The following is an 18,798-nucleotide window of genomic DNA, read 5'->3' as shown; positions in this document are numbered from 1 at the left end:
GTCACCTGCCGGGTTTGCGCAGGCCGAGCCGGGCCACGGAACGCCGGTGCGGTTGCGTGCGCCGGACCTCGCGGCGGGAGGCGCGGCGGATCGCACGGCGCTGCCGCGGTTTGTCGTCCCACGTCTCGGGGTGCGCGGCCAGCCACCGCTCGGTGCGCACCGCGAACGGGATGTGGATGACGTAGGCCAGGATGATCACCAGGATCACCAGGTAGCCGTAGAGGATCGAGGCGGTCACGCCGATCGCCAGCAGCGCGAGCAGTGGCGCCACCATGTTCGGCGGCACCGAGAACGTGTGGATCTTGCGCATCGGGATCGTGCTGACCACCAGCAGCGAGACACCGACCATCCAGATGACGACCGCGGCCTCCGATGTCCACCAGCCCTCACCGAACTGCATCTTCGCCGCCAGCGGGCCGATCGCGCCGATCGCCCCGGCCGGCGCGGGCATCCCGACGAAGAACTCCTTGGTGTAAGCGGGCAGGTCCTCGGCCAGCATCGCGTTGAACCGGGCCAACCGCAGGACGATGCACACCGCGTAGAGCAGCACCACGATCCAGCCGATGCGCGACTGCGACAGCAGCGTGCCGTAGACGATGAACGCCGGCGCCACACCGAAGTTCACCGCGTCGGCCAGGGAGTCGATCTCCTCGCCCATCTTCGACGTGGCGTTGAGCATGCGGGCGATCCGGCCGTCGAGGGCGTCCAGGATGGCCGCGACGGCGAGGAACGCCATCGCCTCGGTGGGCCGGTCATCGAGTGCGAACTTCACCGAGGACAGGCCGAGACAGATCGCGGCGACGGTCATCGCGCTCGGCAGGATGCGCAGGCTGACGACGCGTTTGGAGATGCGGGGCTGGATCACGGCAGCTCCGCCAGGATCGTCTCGCCGCCGACCGCGCGCTGGCCGGGCAGCACCTTGATCTCGGTGCCCTCGGGAAGGTAGGTGTCCAGTCGCGAGCCGTAGCGGATGAGCCCGTAGGTGTCGCCGATGGTCACCTTGTCGCCGGGGGTGAGGTCGCAGACGATGCGGCGGGCGACCAGGCCCGCGATCTGCACGGCGATCACCTGGGCGCCGGTGTCGGTGCGGATCACCACGCTGTTGCGTTCGTTGTCCTCGCTGGCCGCCGCCAACTCGGCGGATCCGAACAGGCCGGGCCGGTGTTCGACGGCGACCACCTCACCGCTGATCGGGATCCGCTGCACGTGGGCGTCGAAGATCGACAGGAAGATGCTCACCCGGGGCACCGGCCGGGCAGGCAGGTTGAGCTCGGCGGGCGGTTCGGCCTCCTCGACCAGGCAGATCAGCCCGTCGGCGGGGGCTACCACCACACCCGGCCGGGTCGGTGGCACGCGCGGCGGATGCCGGAAGAAGGCGGCGTTCGCGCCGGCGGCGACCAGGCCCGCGCCCCGCACCCACCTGTTGCGGCGGCCTGCGGCGGCCACCGCGAGGCCGGCGCCGATGAACGGCAGGCCGGCCGGGTGAACCGGCGGAACGGTGGTCTTCACCAGCGCCATGAACCGCTCTGGGCCGGATCTCAGGTCATCGGTGCGGGGGCGTCTGGCCATCGGCTGGATTCTACGTGCGTGGGGTGTCGGCCTGGCTAACTCAGGTCCCATAGATCCACCCGCGATCCGGCGGGCAGCTCGCCCACGTCCTCGGGGATCTCGAGCAGACAGTTGGCCGACGCCAGCCAGCGCAGGTGGTGCGACGCGGGCGGGCCGTAGCTCATCACCTCGCCGGTGTGCTGGTCGAATACCCCGCGGCGGAACTGGCGCTTACCGCGCGGCGACGTCAGATCCTCGGTCAGTACCGCGCTGCGGCGGGGGCGTTCGGGCGCCGCTGCGCCCATCGCCGCGCGCAGCGGCGCCCGCAGGAACACCTCGAACGAGACCAGCGCGCTGACCGGGTTGCCGGGCAGCGTGATGATGGGCGTCCCGCCGACGCGGCCCGCGCCCTGCGGCATTCCGGGTTGCATGGCCACCTTCGTGAACTCGACCTCACCGGCGCCCAGGGTGTCCTTGACGACCTCGTACGCACCGGCGCTCACGCCGCCGGTGGTGACGATCAGATCGGCCTGTCCGGCGTACCGCTCCAGGGTGGCCCGGAACGCGTCGACATCGTCGCCGGTCATCGGCGAGGCGATCACCTCACCGCCCGCCTCCCGCACGGCCGCGGCGAGCATGACGGCGTTGGACTCGTAGATCTGCCCGGGCAGCAGCGGGGTGCCGGGGGAGACCAGTTCGGTCCCCGTCGACATGACCAACACCCGCTGCGGCGGAATGACCGACAGTTCGCCGAGACCGAGCGCCGCCGCGAGACCCAGGGCCGCCGGGGTGAGCGCGACTCCGGTCCGCAGCACCGTGGTGCCCGCGGTGACGTCCTCACCGGCGGTGCGGACGTGCTGGCCGGGCCGGACGGCGGAACGGATCTCGACGGTGTCGGTGGCGGCGTTCGTCGCCTCGACCGGGACCACCGCGGTCGCCCCGCGAGGCAGTGGCGCGCCCGTCATGATGCGGTGCGCGCTGCCCGGTTGCAGCACCAGCGGATCGGTGCGCCCGGCCGGGATGTCCTCGGCGACCGGCAGACGCACCGGCCGGTCGTCGGTCGCGTCCGCGACGTCTTCGGCGACGACGGCGTATCCGTCCATCGCGGAGTTGTCGAAACCGGGCAGCGACAGCGGCGCGACGATGTCCTCGGCCAGCGTGAGGCCGAGCGTGGCGGCGATCGGCAGCCGGACCGGAGGACGCCTTTCGATCAGCCCCGCGACGACCCGCTGGTGCTCTTCGACGGTCCGCATGGTCAGACGGGGAAGGTGACGCCGGTGAGTTCCTCGGACACGCTCCACAGCCGCCGCTGTGCGGCCTCGTCGTACGAGCGGGCGTTGGACTGCACGAGTTTCGGGTGGCCGCGCTGTTCGCCGATACCGTCGGGACCGAAATACTGCCCGCCGCGCACGTCGGGGTCGGTCGCCGCGCGCAGCGTCGGCAGCGCACCCATCTCGGCGCTCTGCGCCAGCAGGCCCCAGACCAGCTGAACGGGTTTGCGCACCACGGGCCAGAGGTTCCGCGTCAGCTCGGTGTCGGATCCACCGGGATGCGCCGCGACGGCGATGGTCGGGGCGCCCTTGGCCGACAGCCGGCGGTTGAGCTCGTAGGTGAACAGCAGATTGGCGAGCTTGCTCTGCCCGTAGGCGGTGACGCGGTTGTAGCCGCGTTCGGACTGCAGATCGTCGAAATTCATGCGGCCGAAGCGATGCGCGCCGCTGCTGACGGTCACGACGCGCGAGCCCTCGACGGGGAGCAGGTTGTCGAGCAGTTGGCCGGTGAGTGCGAAGTGCCCGAGGTGGTTGGTGCCGAGCTGGAGCTCGAAACCGTCCTTGGTGGTGCCCTTCTCGGTCATCATCACGCCCGCGTTGTTGATCAGCAGGTCGATCCGTGAGTAGTCGGCGCGCAACTGGTCCGCCGCCGCGCGGATGCTGTCCAGTGAGGTGAGATCGAGTTCGCGCACCGTCACGTCGGCATGCGGCAGCCCCGCACGGATGCGCTCGGCGGCAGCGCGGCCCTTCTCGGTGTTGCGCACGGCCAGCACCACGTGCGCGCCCTTACCGGCCAGCACCGCGGCCGCCTCGTAACCGATGCCCGTATTGGCGCCGGTGATGACGGCGACACGGCCTTCCTGGTCGGGCACGCGCGCCGCGGTCCATTTGGTCGCCGCTGTCTCTTGGGTCATGCCGAAACCCTACCCAGATGCGCCATGCTCGACCCATGGACGAAGTCGTTCTCGCCGATCCGGAGAACCGGCCGAGCGCCAAGGCGCCCCTGCTGTGGGCGACGTCGGCGGCGCTGCCGTGGTCGGTGCTCGTGGTGGCGCAGGTGGTCTGGTGGGCGACGGACCCGGTGACGGGGTGGCCGCACGCCGTCGCGGCGGTGGGCACCGTCCTCGGCATCGTCGTGTTCGTCGGCGTCGTGCCGGTGTGGCGGTATCGGGTGCACCGCTGGGCCATCGACGCGCGGGCGGTGTACACGCGCACCGGTTGGCTCGTGCAGGAACGCCGGATCGCCCCGATCTCCCGCGTGCAGACCGTCGACACCCAGCGCGGTCCGCTGGACCGGTTGTTCGGGTTAGCCAGCGTGACGGTGACGACGGCGTCGTCGGCCGGGGCGGTGCGCATCGTCGCGCTCGATGCCCCGGTGGCCGAACGGATCGTCGCGCAGTTGACCGACATCGCGGCGCTCGGGGAACAGGACGCGACGTGACGGCCCCGGCTTCGGAACCGTCGTGGCTACGGCTGAGCCCGCGCATGCTGCTGGTCCACCCGGTGCACGAGGTGTTGCGCCAGGTCCCGGTGCTGATCGGGTCGGTGGTGCTCGGATCGGCGACCGGGAATCCGTTGTGGGCGGTTGCCGCGCTGGTCGCGACGGTCGCCGTCGGGGTGGCGCGGTGGTTCACGACGACCTACCGGATCGACGCCGAGGAGGTCCAGCTGCGCGCCGGTGTGCTGCAGCGCCGGGTGCTCTCGGTGCCGCGCAACAGGATTCGGTCGGTGTCCACCGATGCCCGGCTGCTGCACCGGTTGCTCGGCCTGACCGTGCTGCGGGTGAGCACCGGGCAGGAGGCGCGCGGGGACGCCGCGTTCGCGCTCGACGCCGTCGAGGCGGGCCAGGTGCCGCATCTGCGGGCCGAGCTGCTCGCCGGCTCGCTGACCGTCGCCGCCGATGCCGGACCACAGGGCCGGGTGCTGGCGCGCTGGCAGCCGGCATGGCTGCGGTACAGCCCACTCAGCTTCACGGGTCTGGCGATGATCGCCGCCGCGGCCGGTCTGCTGTATCAGGCGGGAGTCGGTGCGCTGCTGCGTGATTCGGACCTCGCCGAGGACGGCCGCGATGTCGCGCAGCGCTTCGGCGTTGCGGCGACCGTGGCCGCCGTCGTGCTCGCCGTGCTGATCGGGTCCGTGGTGCTGTCGGTGCTGCGGTCCCTGGTGACGTACGGGAATCTGCTGCTGCGGCGGGATGCGGATGTCCTGCACCTCGAACACGGCATGCTGCGCCGGCAGGAACACACCTACGACATGCGCCGGCTCCGCGGCGGCACGCTGCGCGAACCGCTGCTGGTCAGGGCATTCGGCGGTGCGCGGCTGGACGCGGTGATGACCGGGGTGGGCGGTGAGGGCGAGGCGTCGTTGCTGTTGCCGCCCTGCCCGGCGGTGACCGCACGCGCGGTGCTGAGCGATCTGATCGCCCGCGACCAGGAGGTCACCGGACCGCTGCGCAGCCACGGGGCGGCCGCGGCGCGGCGGCGGTGGACCCGAGCGCTCGTCGTGCCCACGGCGCTGGGTGTCGCGCTGACGGTGGCGACCGTGCTGACGGCCCCGCCGGTCTGGCTCTGGGTGGTGTGGGCGGTGCTCGCGGTGAGCTGCGCGCTGGTCGCCGCCGACCGGGTCCGCGCGCTCGGGCACCGGGTCGGCGACGGCTGGCTGGTGGCGCGCACCGGCAGCCTCGAGCGGCGCCGCGACTGCATCGCCGGGCCCGGCATCATCGGGTGGACGGTGCGGCAGACGTTCTTTCAGCGGCGGTCCGGCGTGGCGACGCTGATCGCCGCCACCGCCGCGGGCGAGAAGGCCTACCGCGTCATCGACGTACCCGCCGATGCGGCGTGGTCGATCGTGGCGGCGGCCTCGCCGTGGGTGGGGGACGTCCCCTGGGTGCGTCATTGACCGGGTCCGAGTTGCGCGCCGTCGGTGGCGGTTTACTGTCGGCGCATGGCGATCGGTGGGGTGCTCTTCGACATCGATGGCGTGCTGGTGACCTCGTGGCGGCCGATCGACGGGGCCGCCGAGACCCTGGGGGTGCTCGCCGAGCACCAGGTCGCGCGGTCCTATCTGACGAACACCACCACCAAGACGCGCAGGCAGATCGCCGACCTGCTCGTCGATGCCGGGATGCATGTCACCCTCGATGAGGTGATCACCGCCGCGGTGCTCACCGCCGAGTACGTCCGCGACCGTTACCCCGGCGCCCGGTGCTTCCTGGTGAACAGCGGCAGGATCGGCGAGGACATGCCCGGCGTCGACCTGGTGTACGCCGGTGAGTACGGCCCCGGCCACGTCCCCGAGCAACCGGATGTGGTGCTGCTCGGCGGCGCGGGCCCGGAGTACGACCATCTGACGCTGAGCTGGGTCTACGACTGGATGGCCCGCGGCGTGCCGGTGGTCGCCATGCACCGCAGCACATCGTGGAACACCGCCGACGGTCTGCGCATCGACACCGGGATGTACCTCATCGGGATGGAGGAGACGTCGGGCCGCAAGGCGACGGCGGTCGGCAAACCCGCACCCGAGGGATTCCTGGCCGCCGCGGGGGCCCTCGGTGTGGACCCCGACGAGATGTACATGGTTGGTGACGATCTCAACAACGACGTGCTGGCGGCGCAGGTGGTGGGGATGACGGGGGTGCTGGTGCGCACCGGCAAGTTCCGGCAGGACACGCTGGACCGTTGGGCCGCCGACGAATTCGCGATGCAGCCGAACCACGTGATCGACTCCGTTGCCGATCTGCCCGGACTGCTCGGCCTGTGAAGCCGCAATCGGTTGCCCGCTGCGCCAGCGCATCTCAACCGTTCGGCTGAGGCGCGACACCCTGCGGGGTGGTTGGGTCGACCTCGACACCTATCACGGGGAGGGATCACCCATGCCCAGAATCGGCGAGCACGCTGTGGTGTGCGGGGCGAGCATGGCGGGGCTCCTGGCCGCCCGGGTGCTCACCGAACACTACGACCGGGTCACGGTGGTCGAACGGGACCGGCTGATCGACGAGCCGGTGGCCCGCCGCGGCGTACCGCAGGGCTGCCAACCGCACGCCTTGCTCGCGCGGTGCGCGCAGATCCTCGACGAACTGTTCCCGGGATACCTCGACGAGCTGGTCGCCGCGGGAGCCCACCGCTGGGACGACGGCGACATGTCGAAGTTCGACATCAGCTTCGGCGGCCACGTCATCCTGAACAACTGCCGGCTGCCGAGGCCGGAGAGCCTGGTACAGCACTACGCGAGCCGGCCGATGCTCGAGCACCAGGTGTGGCGCCGGGTGCGCGCCCTGCCCCAGGTGAACATCCTCGACGGGCATCGAGTCGAGACACTGCTGCGCTCAGGGTCCCGCATCACCGGGGTACGGGTGAGCCAGACCGACGGGCCCACAACGGATCTGCCCGCCGATCTGGTGGTCGACGCGTCCGGACGCGGTTCCCGGACCCCCGCGTTGCTGGCCGAACTCGGCTACGAGCGACCCGAGGTCGAGGAGCTGGTCATCCGCGTCGCGTATGCCAGCATGCCGGTGCGCATCCCGCCGGATACGCTGCGGCAGAACATGATCATCCGGATGTTCGAGCCGGGACGCCCGCGTGGCTTCGTGATGTTCCGGTGCGAGCGGGACGTCTGGCTGGTCGCCGCCGGCACGCTCGGACCGGTCCGCCCGCCGAGCACCCCGGCCGAACTCCTCGACTTCGGCGAGGGGATCGCTCCGGCGTACGCGCTCGCCGCGGCGCGGGCGGCCGAACCGCTGGGCGGTGTCCGGGTGCACCAGTATCCGAGTAACCGGTGGCGGCGCTACGACAAGCTCAAGCGGTTCCCCGCGGGCTTCATCGTCCTCGGCGACGCAGCCTGCAGCTTCAACCCCATCTACGGTCAGGGCATGACGGTCGCCGCGATCGAGGCGACGGTCCTGCGGGACTGCCTGCGTGCCGGCGATGCCGACCTGCCGCGCCGCTTCCACCGCACGGCGGCCAAAACGATCCGGGTGGCCTGGCAGACTGCCGTCGGCAGCGATCTGGCATTGCCTGAGGTACAGGGCAGGCCGTCGATGTCGATGCGGCTCACCAACGCCTACACCGACCGCGTGTTGCGGGCCGCCGAGACAGACGCGGTGGTGGCCCTGGACTTCCTCCGTGTCGTGGGAATGGTCGCGCCGCCCGCACAGTTGGTGCATCCGGCGACGCTGGCCAGGGTGGCACGGGGTCAGCGCCGCCGCGCGCCCGCGGCGGGAGGCAGTGAGTCGGCCCTCACGGCAGCAGCGCGGTGAGGAGACGGACCAGCTCGGCCTGACGGTGAGTGTCGGTCTTGTCGAAGACGTGCTGCAGGTGGGTCTTGACCGTGGCCAGCGAGACCGACAACTCCTCGGAGATCGGCGTGAGCCCCTGTCCGCCCGCGACCCGCAGCGCCACGTCGCATTCACCGTTCGTGAGTCCGAAGAGGTTGCGCAACATCTCCTTCGGCGGCTGCGGCCGGTTGTCGGGATCGGCGATGACGACCAGGGCGCGCGGCTCGGCCCACCCGCGCTCTTCGCCGGCCGGGAACGGGAACGTGTGAGCGACGAAGGCATGTCCGCCCGACGGGCGCGGGCACAGCACTGACGCACCGCTGCGCGCACCGCCGTCGCCCATCCCCAGCGCGTCGTACACCGCATGGGCGAGGGCGGCGTCCACATCCGAGCGCAAGGCGCGGAGCCGACCGGACCGGACCGCCAGGCCGTCGGCGCGGCGCAGCAGCATCGATGCCGACGAATTGCAGTACAGCACAACGCTGTTGGCGGTGACGACCAGAACTGCCTGCCGCATGCTGTCGATCGCCCCGGCGAGGTCACCGGCGTCACGCCTGAGCTCCGCGAGGTGCTTCTCGGTGCGCAACGCCTGCTGGAAGTGGGGGATCAGGGCCGTGACGAGTGCCGCGCGCTCGGCGGTGACGAACGGTTCGTCGCGCCGCCGGTCGGCCACGATGAAACAGGCGGGATGGCCGTCTGCGGTCAACCGGACGAACAGGCCGTCGTCCATGTGATTGGGCTGAATCCAGTCACCGTTGAACTCGGAGCGCTCGTCGAGGTCGACCAGCACCCGCCCGCTGTGGATCAGGCCGACGGGACCTCGTTCCACCGCCTCGAGCACGTAGTCGATCCGGTGGTAGTACTCGCGGTAGGTGCGGTGGGCGTCGGGGGGCAGGCTGGCCCGCTCGGCACTGCGCCCGACGTCGTCGGCGATCAGCATCGCCCCGGTGACCGCGCCGAGCGAGTGCCGGATGTCGGCCATCGCGTCCACCCAGTGCTCGGGCGTGACGGCGGCGTCGTGGATCGCCGAGACTAGGCGCGAGAACTCATCCAGCGTGACCATCGCCGGTACCCCGTGCGGACAACCGTGTTCATCGCAGACCCCCGAATTGTGCGTACCCCGACTGTAGTTCTCGATCAGACCGGTCACAGCCACCGCTGAGCGGACTGCTTACATCGTCAACGGACGCCGCGCTGGTCAGGCCTTGAGTGTGCGCACCGCGGCGATGCGGGCCTGCAACTGATCCGACGTCGCTGCGGCCACCGGCGGTCCACCGCAGATGCGGCGCAGTTCGTTGTGGATCCACCCGTGCGGTTTGTTGAGCCGGTGATGCGCCAACGACACCAGCGTGTTCAGTTCCTGACGCAGCTCGCGCAGCTGGCCGTAGGGGGTGACCGGCGGCGGCTCGCCCGAGGCGGTGCGTCTGGTCAGCTGCTCTTCCTGCCTGCGCCGCAGCAGATCTCGCATCTGATCGGAGTCGAGCAGACCGGGAATTCCGAGGTAGTCGGCCTCTTCGTCGCTGCCCGCAGGCGTGGCGGTGCCGAAGGACGCGCCGTCGAAGATGACCTGGTCCAGTTCCGCGCTGGCGCCCAGCGATTCGAACCCGCGATCCTCTTCGGTGGGCTCGGTGCGGCGGCGTTCGATCAGTTCCTCGTCACCCATCGACTCGCGGTGGGGTTTGCCGAGCACATGGTCGCGCTGCGCTTCCATCTGGCTGGCCAGCTCGAGGAGCGTCGGCACCGACGGCACGAAAATGCTGGCGGTCTCGCCGGGGCGTCGCGACCGCACGAAACGCCCGATCGCCTGGGCGAAGAACAACGGGGTCGATGCGCTGGTGGCGTAGACGCCCACCGCCAGCCGCGGCACGTCGACCCCCTCGGACACCATTCGGACCGCCACCAGCCACGGCGTGTCACCGGCCGCGTACTCCGCGATCCGCGCCGACGAGCCGGGGTCGTCGGACAGCACCAGGGTCGGCGCCCGGCCGGTCATCTTCGTCAGCAGCGCCGCGTACTGGCGGGCGGCGGTCTGATCGGTGGCGATGATCATCGCGCCGGCGTCCGGTATGCCCCCCTCGCGCAGCTGGCGCAGTCTGGTGTCCGCGGCCTTGAGCACCGCCGGGATCCACTCCCCGTTCGCGTCCAGCACGGTGCGCCACGCCCGCGCGGTCTGCTCGGCGCTCAGCGGTTCGCCGAGGCGGGCGGCGTGTTCCTCGCCGGCACTGCTGCGCCACCGCGCCTCACCGGAGTAGGCCAGGAAGATCACCGGTCGCACCACCCCGTCGGCCAGCGCGTCGGCGTATCCGTAGGTGTGGTCGGACTCCGAGCGCAGCAAACCTTCGGCGTCCGGGACGTAGGTCACGAACGGGATCGGGCTGTCGTCGCTGCGGAACGGGGTCCCGGTCAGCGACAGGCGGCGGGTGGCGTCGCTGAACGCCTCGCGCATCGCCTCACCCCACGTCTTGGCGTCCCCGCCGTGGTGGATCTCGTCGAAGATGACCAGGGTGCGGTAGTTCTCCGTCCGCACCCGGTGCCGGGTCGGGTGGCTGGCCACCTGTGCGTAGGTCACGACGACGCCGTGGTACTCCGACGACGTCTGCGCCGAGGAGTTGCTGAACTTCGGGTCCAGCGCGATGCCCACCCGGGACGCGGCCAGCGCCCACTGGATCTTCAGGTGCTCGGTCGGCACCACCACGGTGACGCGTTCGACGGTGCCGTCGGCGAGCAGCTCACCCGCGATGCGCAGGGCAAACGTGGTCTTACCTGCACCGGGGGTGGCGACGGCCAGGAAGTCGCGCGGCTTGGCGGCAAGATACCGCACCAATGCCCGACGCTGCCAGCCACGCAAAGCCTGGGTGTCGGGCGCTGCATAAGCCCGCACCCAAAGACTCCTCACTGATCGGACAGCAGCCTAACGCAACGGATTCCGGGCGCGCACATCTGCTTGGCGCGCCGCCGGACACACGGTGTGTCGCCCTGCGCCCGCGGCCGGGTCCGCACGGTGCGCCTCCGTCGACCCGGTCCGACGTCCGTCCGGACCCGCCGCAAGGTGGCAGCAAACGCGCTGCCGGGCGAGCCCGTCGTGGGTACTCTTCTGCGCACGATGACGGCGACCGGTGAGCAGGCGGACGAGCACGATCCGTGCGTGCGCGTGTTCGGGACGCGCGTGCACAACCTCAAAGGTGTCGACGTTGCCGCTCCGCGCGACGCGCTGGTCGCGTTCACCGGGATCTCCGGATCTGGCAAATCGTCCCTGGCGTTCGGGACGATCTACGCCGAGGCGCAGCGACGGTATTTCGAATCGGTGGCCCCGTACGCGCGGCGGCTGCTGTTGCCGAGCGGTGCGCCGAAGGTGGACGACATCACCGGGTTGCCGCCCGCGGTGGCGCTGCAGCAGCGGCGGGGGACCGCGACGTCGCGATCGACCGTGGGTACCGTCACAACGCTGTCCAACCTGCTGAGGATGCTGTTCTCCCGCGCGGGTACCTACCCGCGCGGGGCCACCGAACGCCTGGACTCCGACGCGTTCTCCCCGAACACCGCGGTCGGCGCCTGTCCGGAGTGCCACGGCCTAGGCCGGATCCATCAGGTGACGGAGCAGACGTTGGTCCCCGACCCGTCGCTGACCATCCGGGAGGGCGCCGTCGCGGCGTGGCCGGGGGCGTGGCAGGGCCAGAACCTGCGCGACATCCTCATCACGCTGGGCTACGACATCGACAGACCATGGCGCAAACTGCCGAAGCGTCAACGTGATTGGATCCTGTTCACCGACGATCAGCCGACCGTCGAGATCGATCCGGGCCGGCACCCCGTCATCGCCGACTACTACTACAACGGGACGTTCTCGAGCGCCGAACGCCACGTCCGGCACACCCTGGCCAACTCGCAGAGCGCGACGATGCGCCGCCGGGTGCTGCAATACGTCAACACCGTCGAATGCGGGACGTGCGGCGGGTCCGGACTGCGCCCGGAGGCGTTGAAGGTGACCTTCGCCGGCCGCACCATCGCCGACTACGTGGCGATGCCGCTGGCCCGACTCGCCGACGCGCTCCGCCCGGTCGCCGCGCGCACCGATGCGGCGCCGGCGTTCGAGTCGACGGAGTCCGGTGAAATGACCGAGGTGGCCACGATGATCGCCGCCGACCTCGTCGCGCGAATCCAGGTGCTCATCGACCTGGGGCTGGGCTACCTGACGCTGAACCGCCGCACCCCCACCGTCTCGCCCGGAGAACTGCAGCGGCTCCGGCTGGCCACCCAACTCCGCGCGGGACTGTTCGGGGTGCTCTACGTCCTCGACGAACCGTCCGCGGGTCTGCACCCCGCCGACGCGGAGCCCCTCCTCGAGGTCCTGGATCGGCTTCGCCGGGCCGGGAACTCGGTGTTCGTCGTCGAGCACGACATGGATGTGGTGCGGCGCGCCGATTGGATCGTCGACGTCGGCCCCGGCGCGGGCGAACTCGGCGGCCGGGTGATCTACAGCGGACCCGTCGACGGTCTCGCCGAGGTGGGCGAATCGGTCACCGGCAGGTACCTTTTCGGCTCTGCGCCGACCGCGACACGGTCACCGCGCACGCCGTCGGGCTGGCTGCGCATGCGCGGCATCTCGTCGCACAATCTGCGTGGCCTCGACGTCGACCTGCCGCTCGGCGTCCTCGCCGCGGTCACCGGGGTGTCGGGTTCGGGCAAGTCGACGCTGGTGGTGAAGGTGCTGGGCGACGTGGTCAACCGTCATCTGGGTCGCGCTGCGTATCAAACGGATTCGGACACGGACGGCGAGGACCCGGATGCCGAGATCGTCGACCTCGACCACGACGCGTCCATCGGGGTGAGCGCCGAGGGCGTCGAGACGATCACCCGGCTGGTGGCGGTCGACCAGCGGCCGATCGGCCGGACCCCCCGCTCGACGCTGGCCACCTACACCGGGCTTTTCGACGCCGTCCGGCGCGAGTTCGCGGCGACGCCCACCGCGCGCCGACGGGGCTGGACGGCGGGCCGCTTCTCGTTCAACGTCGCCGAAGGCCGCTGTCCGACCTGTCAGGGTGAGGGATTCGTCTCGGTCGAATTGCTATTCCTCCCAGGGACATACGCCACCTGCCCGACGTGCGGCGGCGCCCGCTACAACGAGGCCACGTTGGCGGTGCGGTATCGCGGCCGCACGATCGCCGACGTCCTGGCGATGACCGTCGACGAGGCGCTGGAGTTCTTCGCCGACATCGCGGGCGCCGCGCGCAGCCTGGCGACGCTGCGCGAGGTCGGGCTGGGCTACCTACGGCTGGGGCAGCCCGCCACCGAACTGTCCGGCGGTGAGGCGCAACGCATCAAGCTGGCGTCGGAGCTGCAGCGGCCCAAACGCGGCCACACGCTCTACGTGCTGGACGAACCGACCACCGGCCTGCACCCGGCCGACGTGGACCTCCTCGACGCGCAGCTGCACCGCCTCGTCGATGCGGGCAACACGGTCGTGGTGGCCGAACACGACATGCGGATGGTCGCGGGATCCGACTGGGTGGTCGACCTCGGGCCGGGTGCGGGCGCCGACGGCGGGCGGGTGGTCGCCGCGGGCACCCCACACGAGGTGAGCCGGGCCGAGCGCAGCCGTACCGCACCGTATCTGGCCGCGCGGCTTGGTCAGTCCACGAAATAGTTGTCGTTCTTGACGAACCACTCCCGGCGTTCCTCGTCGGTGAGTTCGCCGAGCTGAGCGAGCCCCTCGAAGTAGTGCTCGCGCGGCGCCCCCGGCGCGAACAGCATGAGAATGGACGCCGGCTCGTCGGCCTCGTTGCGGAAACCGTGGATGCCGCCGGGCGGCACGTAGAGGAAGTCGCCGGCGCGCCCGTCGACCCACTCGGTGCCGTTGTAGAGCGACAGCACACCCGACAGGACGTAGAACGCCTCCGACATCCCGCGGTGGTAGTGCGGGCCGGGGCCGCCACCCTTCGGCGCGATCTGCACCCGGTACAGGCCGTAGTCGCCGCCGGTGTCCTGCTGGTTCGCCAGGTAGTGGTACTGGACGTGACCGAAGGCGTCGTAGTCCGGCGGTTCGTCACCCCGTTTGAGCCACGCACTCACCTCCGGTTCGTCGGCGGTGTAGCGCGGCGGCGGATAGGGCGGGACGACCAGCGACACAGGACCGAGACTAGGCCGGGAACGTCACCCCGGTGAGCTCTTCGGAGACCGCCCACAGCCGGCGCGCCAACTCTTCGTCGTGCGACTGGCCGCTGGAGTCCACGAGCTTCGGGTAGCCACGCGTCTGGCCGAGCCCGCCGGGACCGTAGTACTGGCCGCCGCGCACCCCGGGGTCGGTGGCGGCGCGCAGCGTGGGCAGCGCACCCATTGCGGGGCTCTGGGTCACCAGGCCGATCAGCGGGTTGAAGACGGACGGCACATGCAGGTGGCGCAACAACTCGGTGTTCGACACCCCCGGGTGGGCGGCGACCGCGATCGTGTTGCCACCGCCGAGCCGTCGCTGCAGCTCGTAGGTGAACAGCAGATTCGCCAGTTTCGACTGTCCGTACGCACCCACGCGGTTGTAACTGCGCTCCCACTGCAGGTCGTCGAAGTGGATCTCGGCCAGGATGCGGTGCCCGACGCTGCTGACCGTCACGACGCGAGAGTTCGGAGTCGCCAGCAGATTCCCGAGCAGCAGGCCGGTCAGCGCGAAGTGGCCGAGGTGGTTGGTGCCGAAGGCGAGTTCGAAGCCGTCCTCGGTGGTCTGCTTCGGCGGGTACATCACCCCGGCGTTGTTGATCAGCAGGTCGATCCGCGGGAACTCCGCCCCGAGCGCCTCGGCCGCCGCGCGCACCGAGCGCAGCGACCCGAGGTCGAGGCTCTGCACGGTGACGGTGGCGTCGGGGTGGGCGGCGGTGATCTCGCCGGCGGCCTGCTCGCCCTTCTCGGTGTCCCGGACGGCGAGCACCACGTGCGCGCCGCGGCCGGCGAGGGCTTCGGCGGTGGCCAGCCCGAGGCCGGTGTTGGCGCCGGTGACGATCGCGGTGCGACCGGACTGGTCGGGGATCTCGTCGGCAGTCCACCGAGAGGATGACGTCATGGGGTCCTCCTACACTTGAAGCGGAGCGTGCGCTCCGGTTGGTTGTCACTATACGGAACGATCGCTCCGTTTCAATGATTCCCGAGAGAGCGGAGGGATATGGCCGGGAACGTCGCGAGGCCGCGACCGCTGCGGGCGGACGCCGCGCGCAACCGCGACCGCGTGCTGCGGGTCGCCTACGAGACGTTCGCGACCGAGGGCCTGACCGTCCCGGTCGACGAGATCGCCCGGCGAGCCGGCGTCGGCGCGGGAACGATCTACCGCCACTTCCCGACCAAGGAGGCGCTCTACACCGCCGTGGTGGAACACCGTCTGCAGGAGATGGCCGACCGCGGCAGGCGGCTGCTGGAGTCGGGCGACCCGGGCGAGGCGCTGTTCGCGTTCCTGCGCGCGATCGCGCTGGAGTGGGGTGCCTCCGACCGCGTGCTGATCGACGGGCTGGCGGGGTGGGGGATCGACGTGCGCACCGTCGCGCCGGAGGCGGACGCCGCCGCCCGGGCGCTGCTCGGCGAGCTGCTGGCGGCCGCGCAACGGGCGGGGACGGTCCGCGACGACATCGGCGTCGCCGAACTCAAGGCGATCCTGGTCGGGTGCCAGGCCATCGGGGCGTATGACTCCGATGTCGCCGCGCGGGCGACGACCGTGGTGACGGATGGTTTGCGGCCCGCGCGCTGACCCGCGGAACTGCCTTGCACTCTCCCTGGCCGAGTGCTAAGAATGCAATTGGCACTCGCGACCGGTGAGTGCTAGGTCGGGACGGTGAGGCGAGGGTCCGCACCTGCGGGGCACACCCAAGCCGTCCGTCGCGGGCACTGGATCCGACCGACGAGAACGTGCATCCGTTATCGGAGGAAACACTTCGCAATGGCCAAGACAATTGCGTACGACGAAGAGGCCCGTCGCGGCCTCGAGCGGGGCCTCAACGCCCTCGCTGACGCCGTGAAGGTGACGCTGGGCCCCAAGGGTCGCAACGTCGTTCTGGAGAAGAAGTGGGGCGCCCCCACGATCACCAACGATGGCGTGTCCATCGCCAAGGAGATCGAGCTGGAGGACCCGTACGAGAAGATCGGCGCCGAGCTGGTCAAAGAGGTCGCCAAGAAGACCGACGACGTCGCAGGCGACGGCACCACCACCGCCACCGTGCTGGCCCAGGCGCTCGTCCGCGAGGGTCTGCGCAACGTGGCCGCCGGTGCCAACCCGCTCGGTCTGAAGCGCGGCATCGAGAAGGCCGTCGAGAAGGTCACCGAGACGCTGCTGAAGTCGGCCAAGGAGGTCGAGACCAAGGAGCAGATCGCTGCCACCGCCGGTATCTCCGCCGGTGACCAGTCCATCGGCGACCTGATCGCCGAGGCCATGGACAAGGTCGGCAACGAGGGTGTCATCACCGTCGAGGAGTCCAACACCTTCGGCCTGCAGCTCGAGCTCACCGAGGGTATGCGCTTCGACAAGGGCTACATCTCGGGTTACTTCGTGACCGACGCCGAGCGTCAGGAAGCGGTCCTCGAGGATCCCTACATCCTGCTGGTGTCGTCGAAGATCTCGACCGTCAAGGATCTGCTCCCCCTGCTGGAGAAGGTCATCCAGTCCGGCAAGCCGCTGCTGATCATCGCCGAGGACGTCGAGGGCGAGGCCCTGTCGACCCTGGTCGTGAACAAGATCCGCGGCACCTTCAAGTCCGTCGCCGTCAAGGCCCCGGGCTTCGGTGACCGCCGCAAGGCGATGCTGCAGGACATGGCCATCCTCACCGGTGGTCAGGTCATCAGCGAAGAGGTCGGCCTCTCCCTGGAGACCGCCGACATCTCGCTGCTCGGCCAGGCCCGCAAGGTCGTCATCACCAAGGACGAGACCACCATCGTGGAAGGTGCCGGCGACGCCGAGGCCATCCAGGGCCGGGTGGCTCAGATCCGCGCCGAGATCGAGAACAGCGACTCGGACTACGACCGCGAGAAGCTGCAGGAGCGCCTGGCCAAGCTGGCCGGCGGTGTTGCGGTGATCAAGGCCGGCGCTGCCACCGAGGTGGAGCTCAAGGAGCGCAAGCACCGCATCGAGGACGCCGTCCGCAACGCGAAGGCGGCCGTCGAGGAGGGCATCGTCGCCGGTGGCGGCGTGGCGCTGCTGCAGTCCGCCCCGTCGCTCGAGGAGCTCAACCTCAGCGGTGACGAGGCGACCGGTGCCAACATCGTGCGCGTCGCGCTGTCGGCCCCGCTCAAGCAGATCGCCTTCAACGGTGGCCTCGAGCCCGGCGTCGTCGCCGAGAAGGTCACCAACTCGCCCGCCGGCACCGGCCTGAACGCCGCGACCGGTGAGTACGAGGATCTGCTCAAGGCCGGCGTGGCCGACCCGGTGAAGGTGACCCGCTCGGCGCTGCAGAACGCAGCCTCGATCGCGGCGCTCTTCCTCACCACCGAGGCCGTCGTCGCCGACAAGCCGGAGAAGGCCGCCGCACCCGCCGGCGACCCGACCGGTGGCATGGGCGGTATGGACTTCTAAGTCCTTTCTGGAGAAGGCCCGGTCCCGTTCGCGGGGCCGGGCTTTTCCGTGTCCGGGGCCGGTGCGGGTTCGGCGTGCTCGCGCTCGTCGGCGAGCAGGTGCCGGACGGCGCTGTTGAGGAACGCCAGCAGCGGGACGGCCAGCAGGGCGCCGACGATCCCGGCGAGTACCGCGCCCGCCGAGATCACCAGGAGCACCGCCAGCGGATGCAGTTGCACCGCCCGGCCCATCATCAGCGGCTGCAGGACGTTGCCCTCGAGTTGCTGCACCGCCAGCACGATCAGCAGCACGATCGCGGCGGTCACGAACCCCTTGGCCAGCAGTGCGACGATCACGGCGAGGAAGCCGGTGACCACCGCACCGATGACCGGGATGAACGCGCCCAGGAACACCAGCGAGGCGAGCGGCAGGGCCAGCGGCACACCCAGCACCACCAGGCCGACACCGATGCCGACGGCGTCGACGAGCGCGACCAGGAAGGTGGCCCGCACGAAGCCGGTCAGCGAACCGAGGCCGACGCGTCCGGCGTCCCTGACACGTTCCCGCGTGCCGGCCGGCACGATCTTGGTGACGAACTGCCAGACGTTCCGCCCGCCGTGCAGCAGGAAGATCACCGTGAACAACACGAGGAACGCGCCGCTGACGATCTGCGTCACGGTCGCCGCCGTGGACAGTGCACCGGTGGTCAACCGCTGCTGATTGTCCTGCACCGCCGTGATCGCCGAGTTGGCGAAGTTGTCGATCTGATCCCGGCTCAGGCCGAGCGGCCCGTCGGTGAGCCAGTCCGTCACCGCGTCGATGCTGCGCGTGACCTCACCGCCCAGCGCAGGCAGGCCCTTGATGAACTGGGTGACGACGAAGGTGAGGATGCCGCCGAGCAGGGCGATGCTGGCCAGCAGTACGGCGGCCACGGCGACGCCACGGGGAGCGCCCCACCGGACCAGCCGGTCGACGGGCGGCACCAGCAGCACCGTCAGGATGATCGCGATGGCGACCGAGACCACGATCATCTGGACCTGGGCGATCAGCCAGACCAGCGCCACGACCGCGGCGCCGATGACGAGCAGCCGCCACGACCACGCCGAGGCCTTGCGTACTAGTGGGGGAACCGCGTCGAGGACCGGGTCAGGGGAGGGGGCAGTGTGCATCGTCTGAGACTACCCATCTGG

16 protein-coding genes are annotated in these 18,798 nt (G+C 70.4%); 7 read left to right on the top strand and 9 right to left on the bottom strand.

The features are described 5' to 3' along the window. Position 1 precedes the first annotated feature (1 nt). Genes pssA through AU195_RS06430 form a run of 4 tightly spaced genes read right to left on the bottom strand, consistent with a single transcriptional unit; the run spans position 2 to position 3,733 of the window. Entirely contained in the window at positions 2-862 is an 861-nt protein-coding gene (gene pssA / locus AU195_RS06445; protein WP_502687318.1) for a CDP-diacylglycerol--serine O-phosphatidyltransferase, read from the bottom strand. After that, a complete protein-coding gene (locus tag AU195_RS06440; protein ID WP_059094599.1) occupies positions 862-1,569 on the bottom strand; it encodes a phosphatidylserine decarboxylase in 708 nt (235 codons plus the stop codon). Before AU195_RS06440 ends, pssA begins: the two co-directional genes overlap by 1 nt. A gap of 35 nt (positions 1,570-1,604) precedes the next feature. Further along, positions 1,605-2,801, bottom strand: coding sequence for a molybdopterin molybdotransferase MoeA (moeA, locus tag AU195_RS06435; RefSeq protein WP_059158233.1), 1,197 nt, complete (start codon positions 2,799-2,801; stop codon positions 1,605-1,607). Between the two features lie 2 nt (positions 2,802-2,803). After that, positions 2,804-3,733: an SDR family NAD(P)-dependent oxidoreductase gene (locus tag AU195_RS06430; RefSeq protein WP_059158232.1), complete on the bottom strand. Its 930-nt coding sequence runs from the start codon at positions 3,731-3,733 to the stop codon at positions 2,804-2,806. A gap of 35 nt (positions 3,734-3,768) precedes the next feature. Here AU195_RS06430 and AU195_RS06425 point away from each other — a divergent pair, with 35 nt between their 5' ends. The 4 genes from AU195_RS06425 to AU195_RS06410 all read left to right on the top strand — a co-directional run bounded on the left by AU195_RS06425 (position 3,769) and on the right by AU195_RS06410 (position 8,073). Then, positions 3,769-4,260 (top strand): PH domain-containing protein, encoded by a 492-nt coding sequence (locus AU195_RS06425; protein WP_157531045.1) that lies wholly within the window; start codon positions 3,769-3,771, stop codon positions 4,258-4,260. Beyond that, positions 4,257-5,717 (top strand): PH domain-containing protein, encoded by a 1,461-nt coding sequence (locus AU195_RS06420; RefSeq protein ID WP_059158230.1) that lies wholly within the window; start codon positions 4,257-4,259, stop codon positions 5,715-5,717. Before AU195_RS06425 ends, AU195_RS06420 begins: the two co-directional genes overlap by 4 nt. A gap of 45 nt (positions 5,718-5,762) precedes the next feature. After that, a complete protein-coding gene (locus AU195_RS06415) occupies positions 5,763-6,578 on the top strand; it encodes an HAD-IIA family hydrolase (protein ID WP_059158229.1) in 816 nt (271 codons plus the stop codon). Positions 6,579-6,690: 112 nt separating this feature from the next. After that, on the top strand, positions 6,691-8,073 hold the full coding sequence (locus AU195_RS06410) for an FAD-dependent oxidoreductase (protein ID WP_059158228.1): 1,383 nt from the start codon (positions 6,691-6,693) through the stop codon (positions 8,071-8,073). On the opposite strand, the gene AU195_RS06405 is transcribed toward AU195_RS06410, so the two are convergent. Together AU195_RS06405 and AU195_RS06400 are read right to left on the bottom strand one after the other, a co-directional pair. After that, positions 8,054-9,154, bottom strand: a complete 1,101-nt coding sequence (locus AU195_RS06405; protein ID WP_059158258.1) for a helix-turn-helix transcriptional regulator — start codon at positions 9,152-9,154, stop codon at positions 8,054-8,056. The two genes, AU195_RS06410 and AU195_RS06405, sit on opposite strands and share 20 nt — an antisense overlap. A 135-nt stretch (positions 9,155-9,289) precedes the next feature. Then, the gene (locus tag AU195_RS06400; RefSeq protein WP_059158227.1) at positions 9,290-10,972 is read right to left on the bottom strand and encodes a DEAD/DEAH box helicase; all 1,683 of its coding nucleotides are present in this window, start codon (positions 10,970-10,972) and stop codon (positions 9,290-9,292) included. 222 nt (positions 10,973-11,194) lie between these two features. Here AU195_RS06400 and AU195_RS06395 point away from each other — a divergent pair, with 222 nt between their 5' ends. Continuing rightward, the gene (locus AU195_RS06395) at positions 11,195-13,735 is read left to right on the top strand and encodes an excinuclease ABC subunit UvrA (RefSeq protein WP_059158257.1); all 2,541 of its coding nucleotides are present in this window, start codon (positions 11,195-11,197) and stop codon (positions 13,733-13,735) included. Here the strand turns inward: AU195_RS06395 and AU195_RS06390 are convergent. After that, entirely contained in the window at positions 13,720-14,217 is a 498-nt protein-coding gene (locus AU195_RS06390; RefSeq protein ID WP_059158226.1) for a cupin domain-containing protein, read from the bottom strand. The genes AU195_RS06395 and AU195_RS06390 overlap by 16 nt on opposite strands. A gap of 10 nt (positions 14,218-14,227) precedes the next feature. Continuing rightward, a complete protein-coding gene (locus tag AU195_RS06385) occupies positions 14,228-15,139 on the bottom strand; it encodes an SDR family NAD(P)-dependent oxidoreductase (protein WP_059158225.1) in 912 nt (303 codons plus the stop codon). Positions 15,140-15,238: 99 nt separating this feature from the next. Between AU195_RS06385 and AU195_RS06380 the strand changes: the two genes are divergently transcribed. Then, the gene (locus tag AU195_RS06380; protein ID WP_059158224.1) at positions 15,239-15,814 is read left to right on the top strand and encodes a TetR/AcrR family transcriptional regulator; all 576 of its coding nucleotides are present in this window, start codon (positions 15,239-15,241) and stop codon (positions 15,812-15,814) included. 189 nt (positions 15,815-16,003) lie between these two features. Next, a complete protein-coding gene (groL, locus tag AU195_RS06375) occupies positions 16,004-17,629 on the top strand; it encodes a chaperonin GroEL (RefSeq protein WP_059094611.1) in 1,626 nt (541 codons plus the stop codon). On the opposite strand, the gene AU195_RS06370 is transcribed toward groL, so the two are convergent. After that, positions 17,626-18,777, bottom strand: a complete 1,152-nt coding sequence (locus AU195_RS06370; protein ID WP_082702981.1) for an AI-2E family transporter — start codon at positions 18,775-18,777, stop codon at positions 17,626-17,628. The two genes, groL and AU195_RS06370, sit on opposite strands and share 4 nt — an antisense overlap. Between the last annotated feature and the right edge of the window lie 21 nt (positions 18,778-18,798).

The sequence above is a fragment of the Mycobacterium sp. IS-1496 genome (assembly GCF_001499995.1).
In the GTDB taxonomy this organism is placed as follows: Bacteria; Actinomycetota; Actinomycetes; order Mycobacteriales; family Mycobacteriaceae; genus Mycobacterium.
This window is presented reverse-complemented; position numbering and strand designations above follow the sequence as displayed.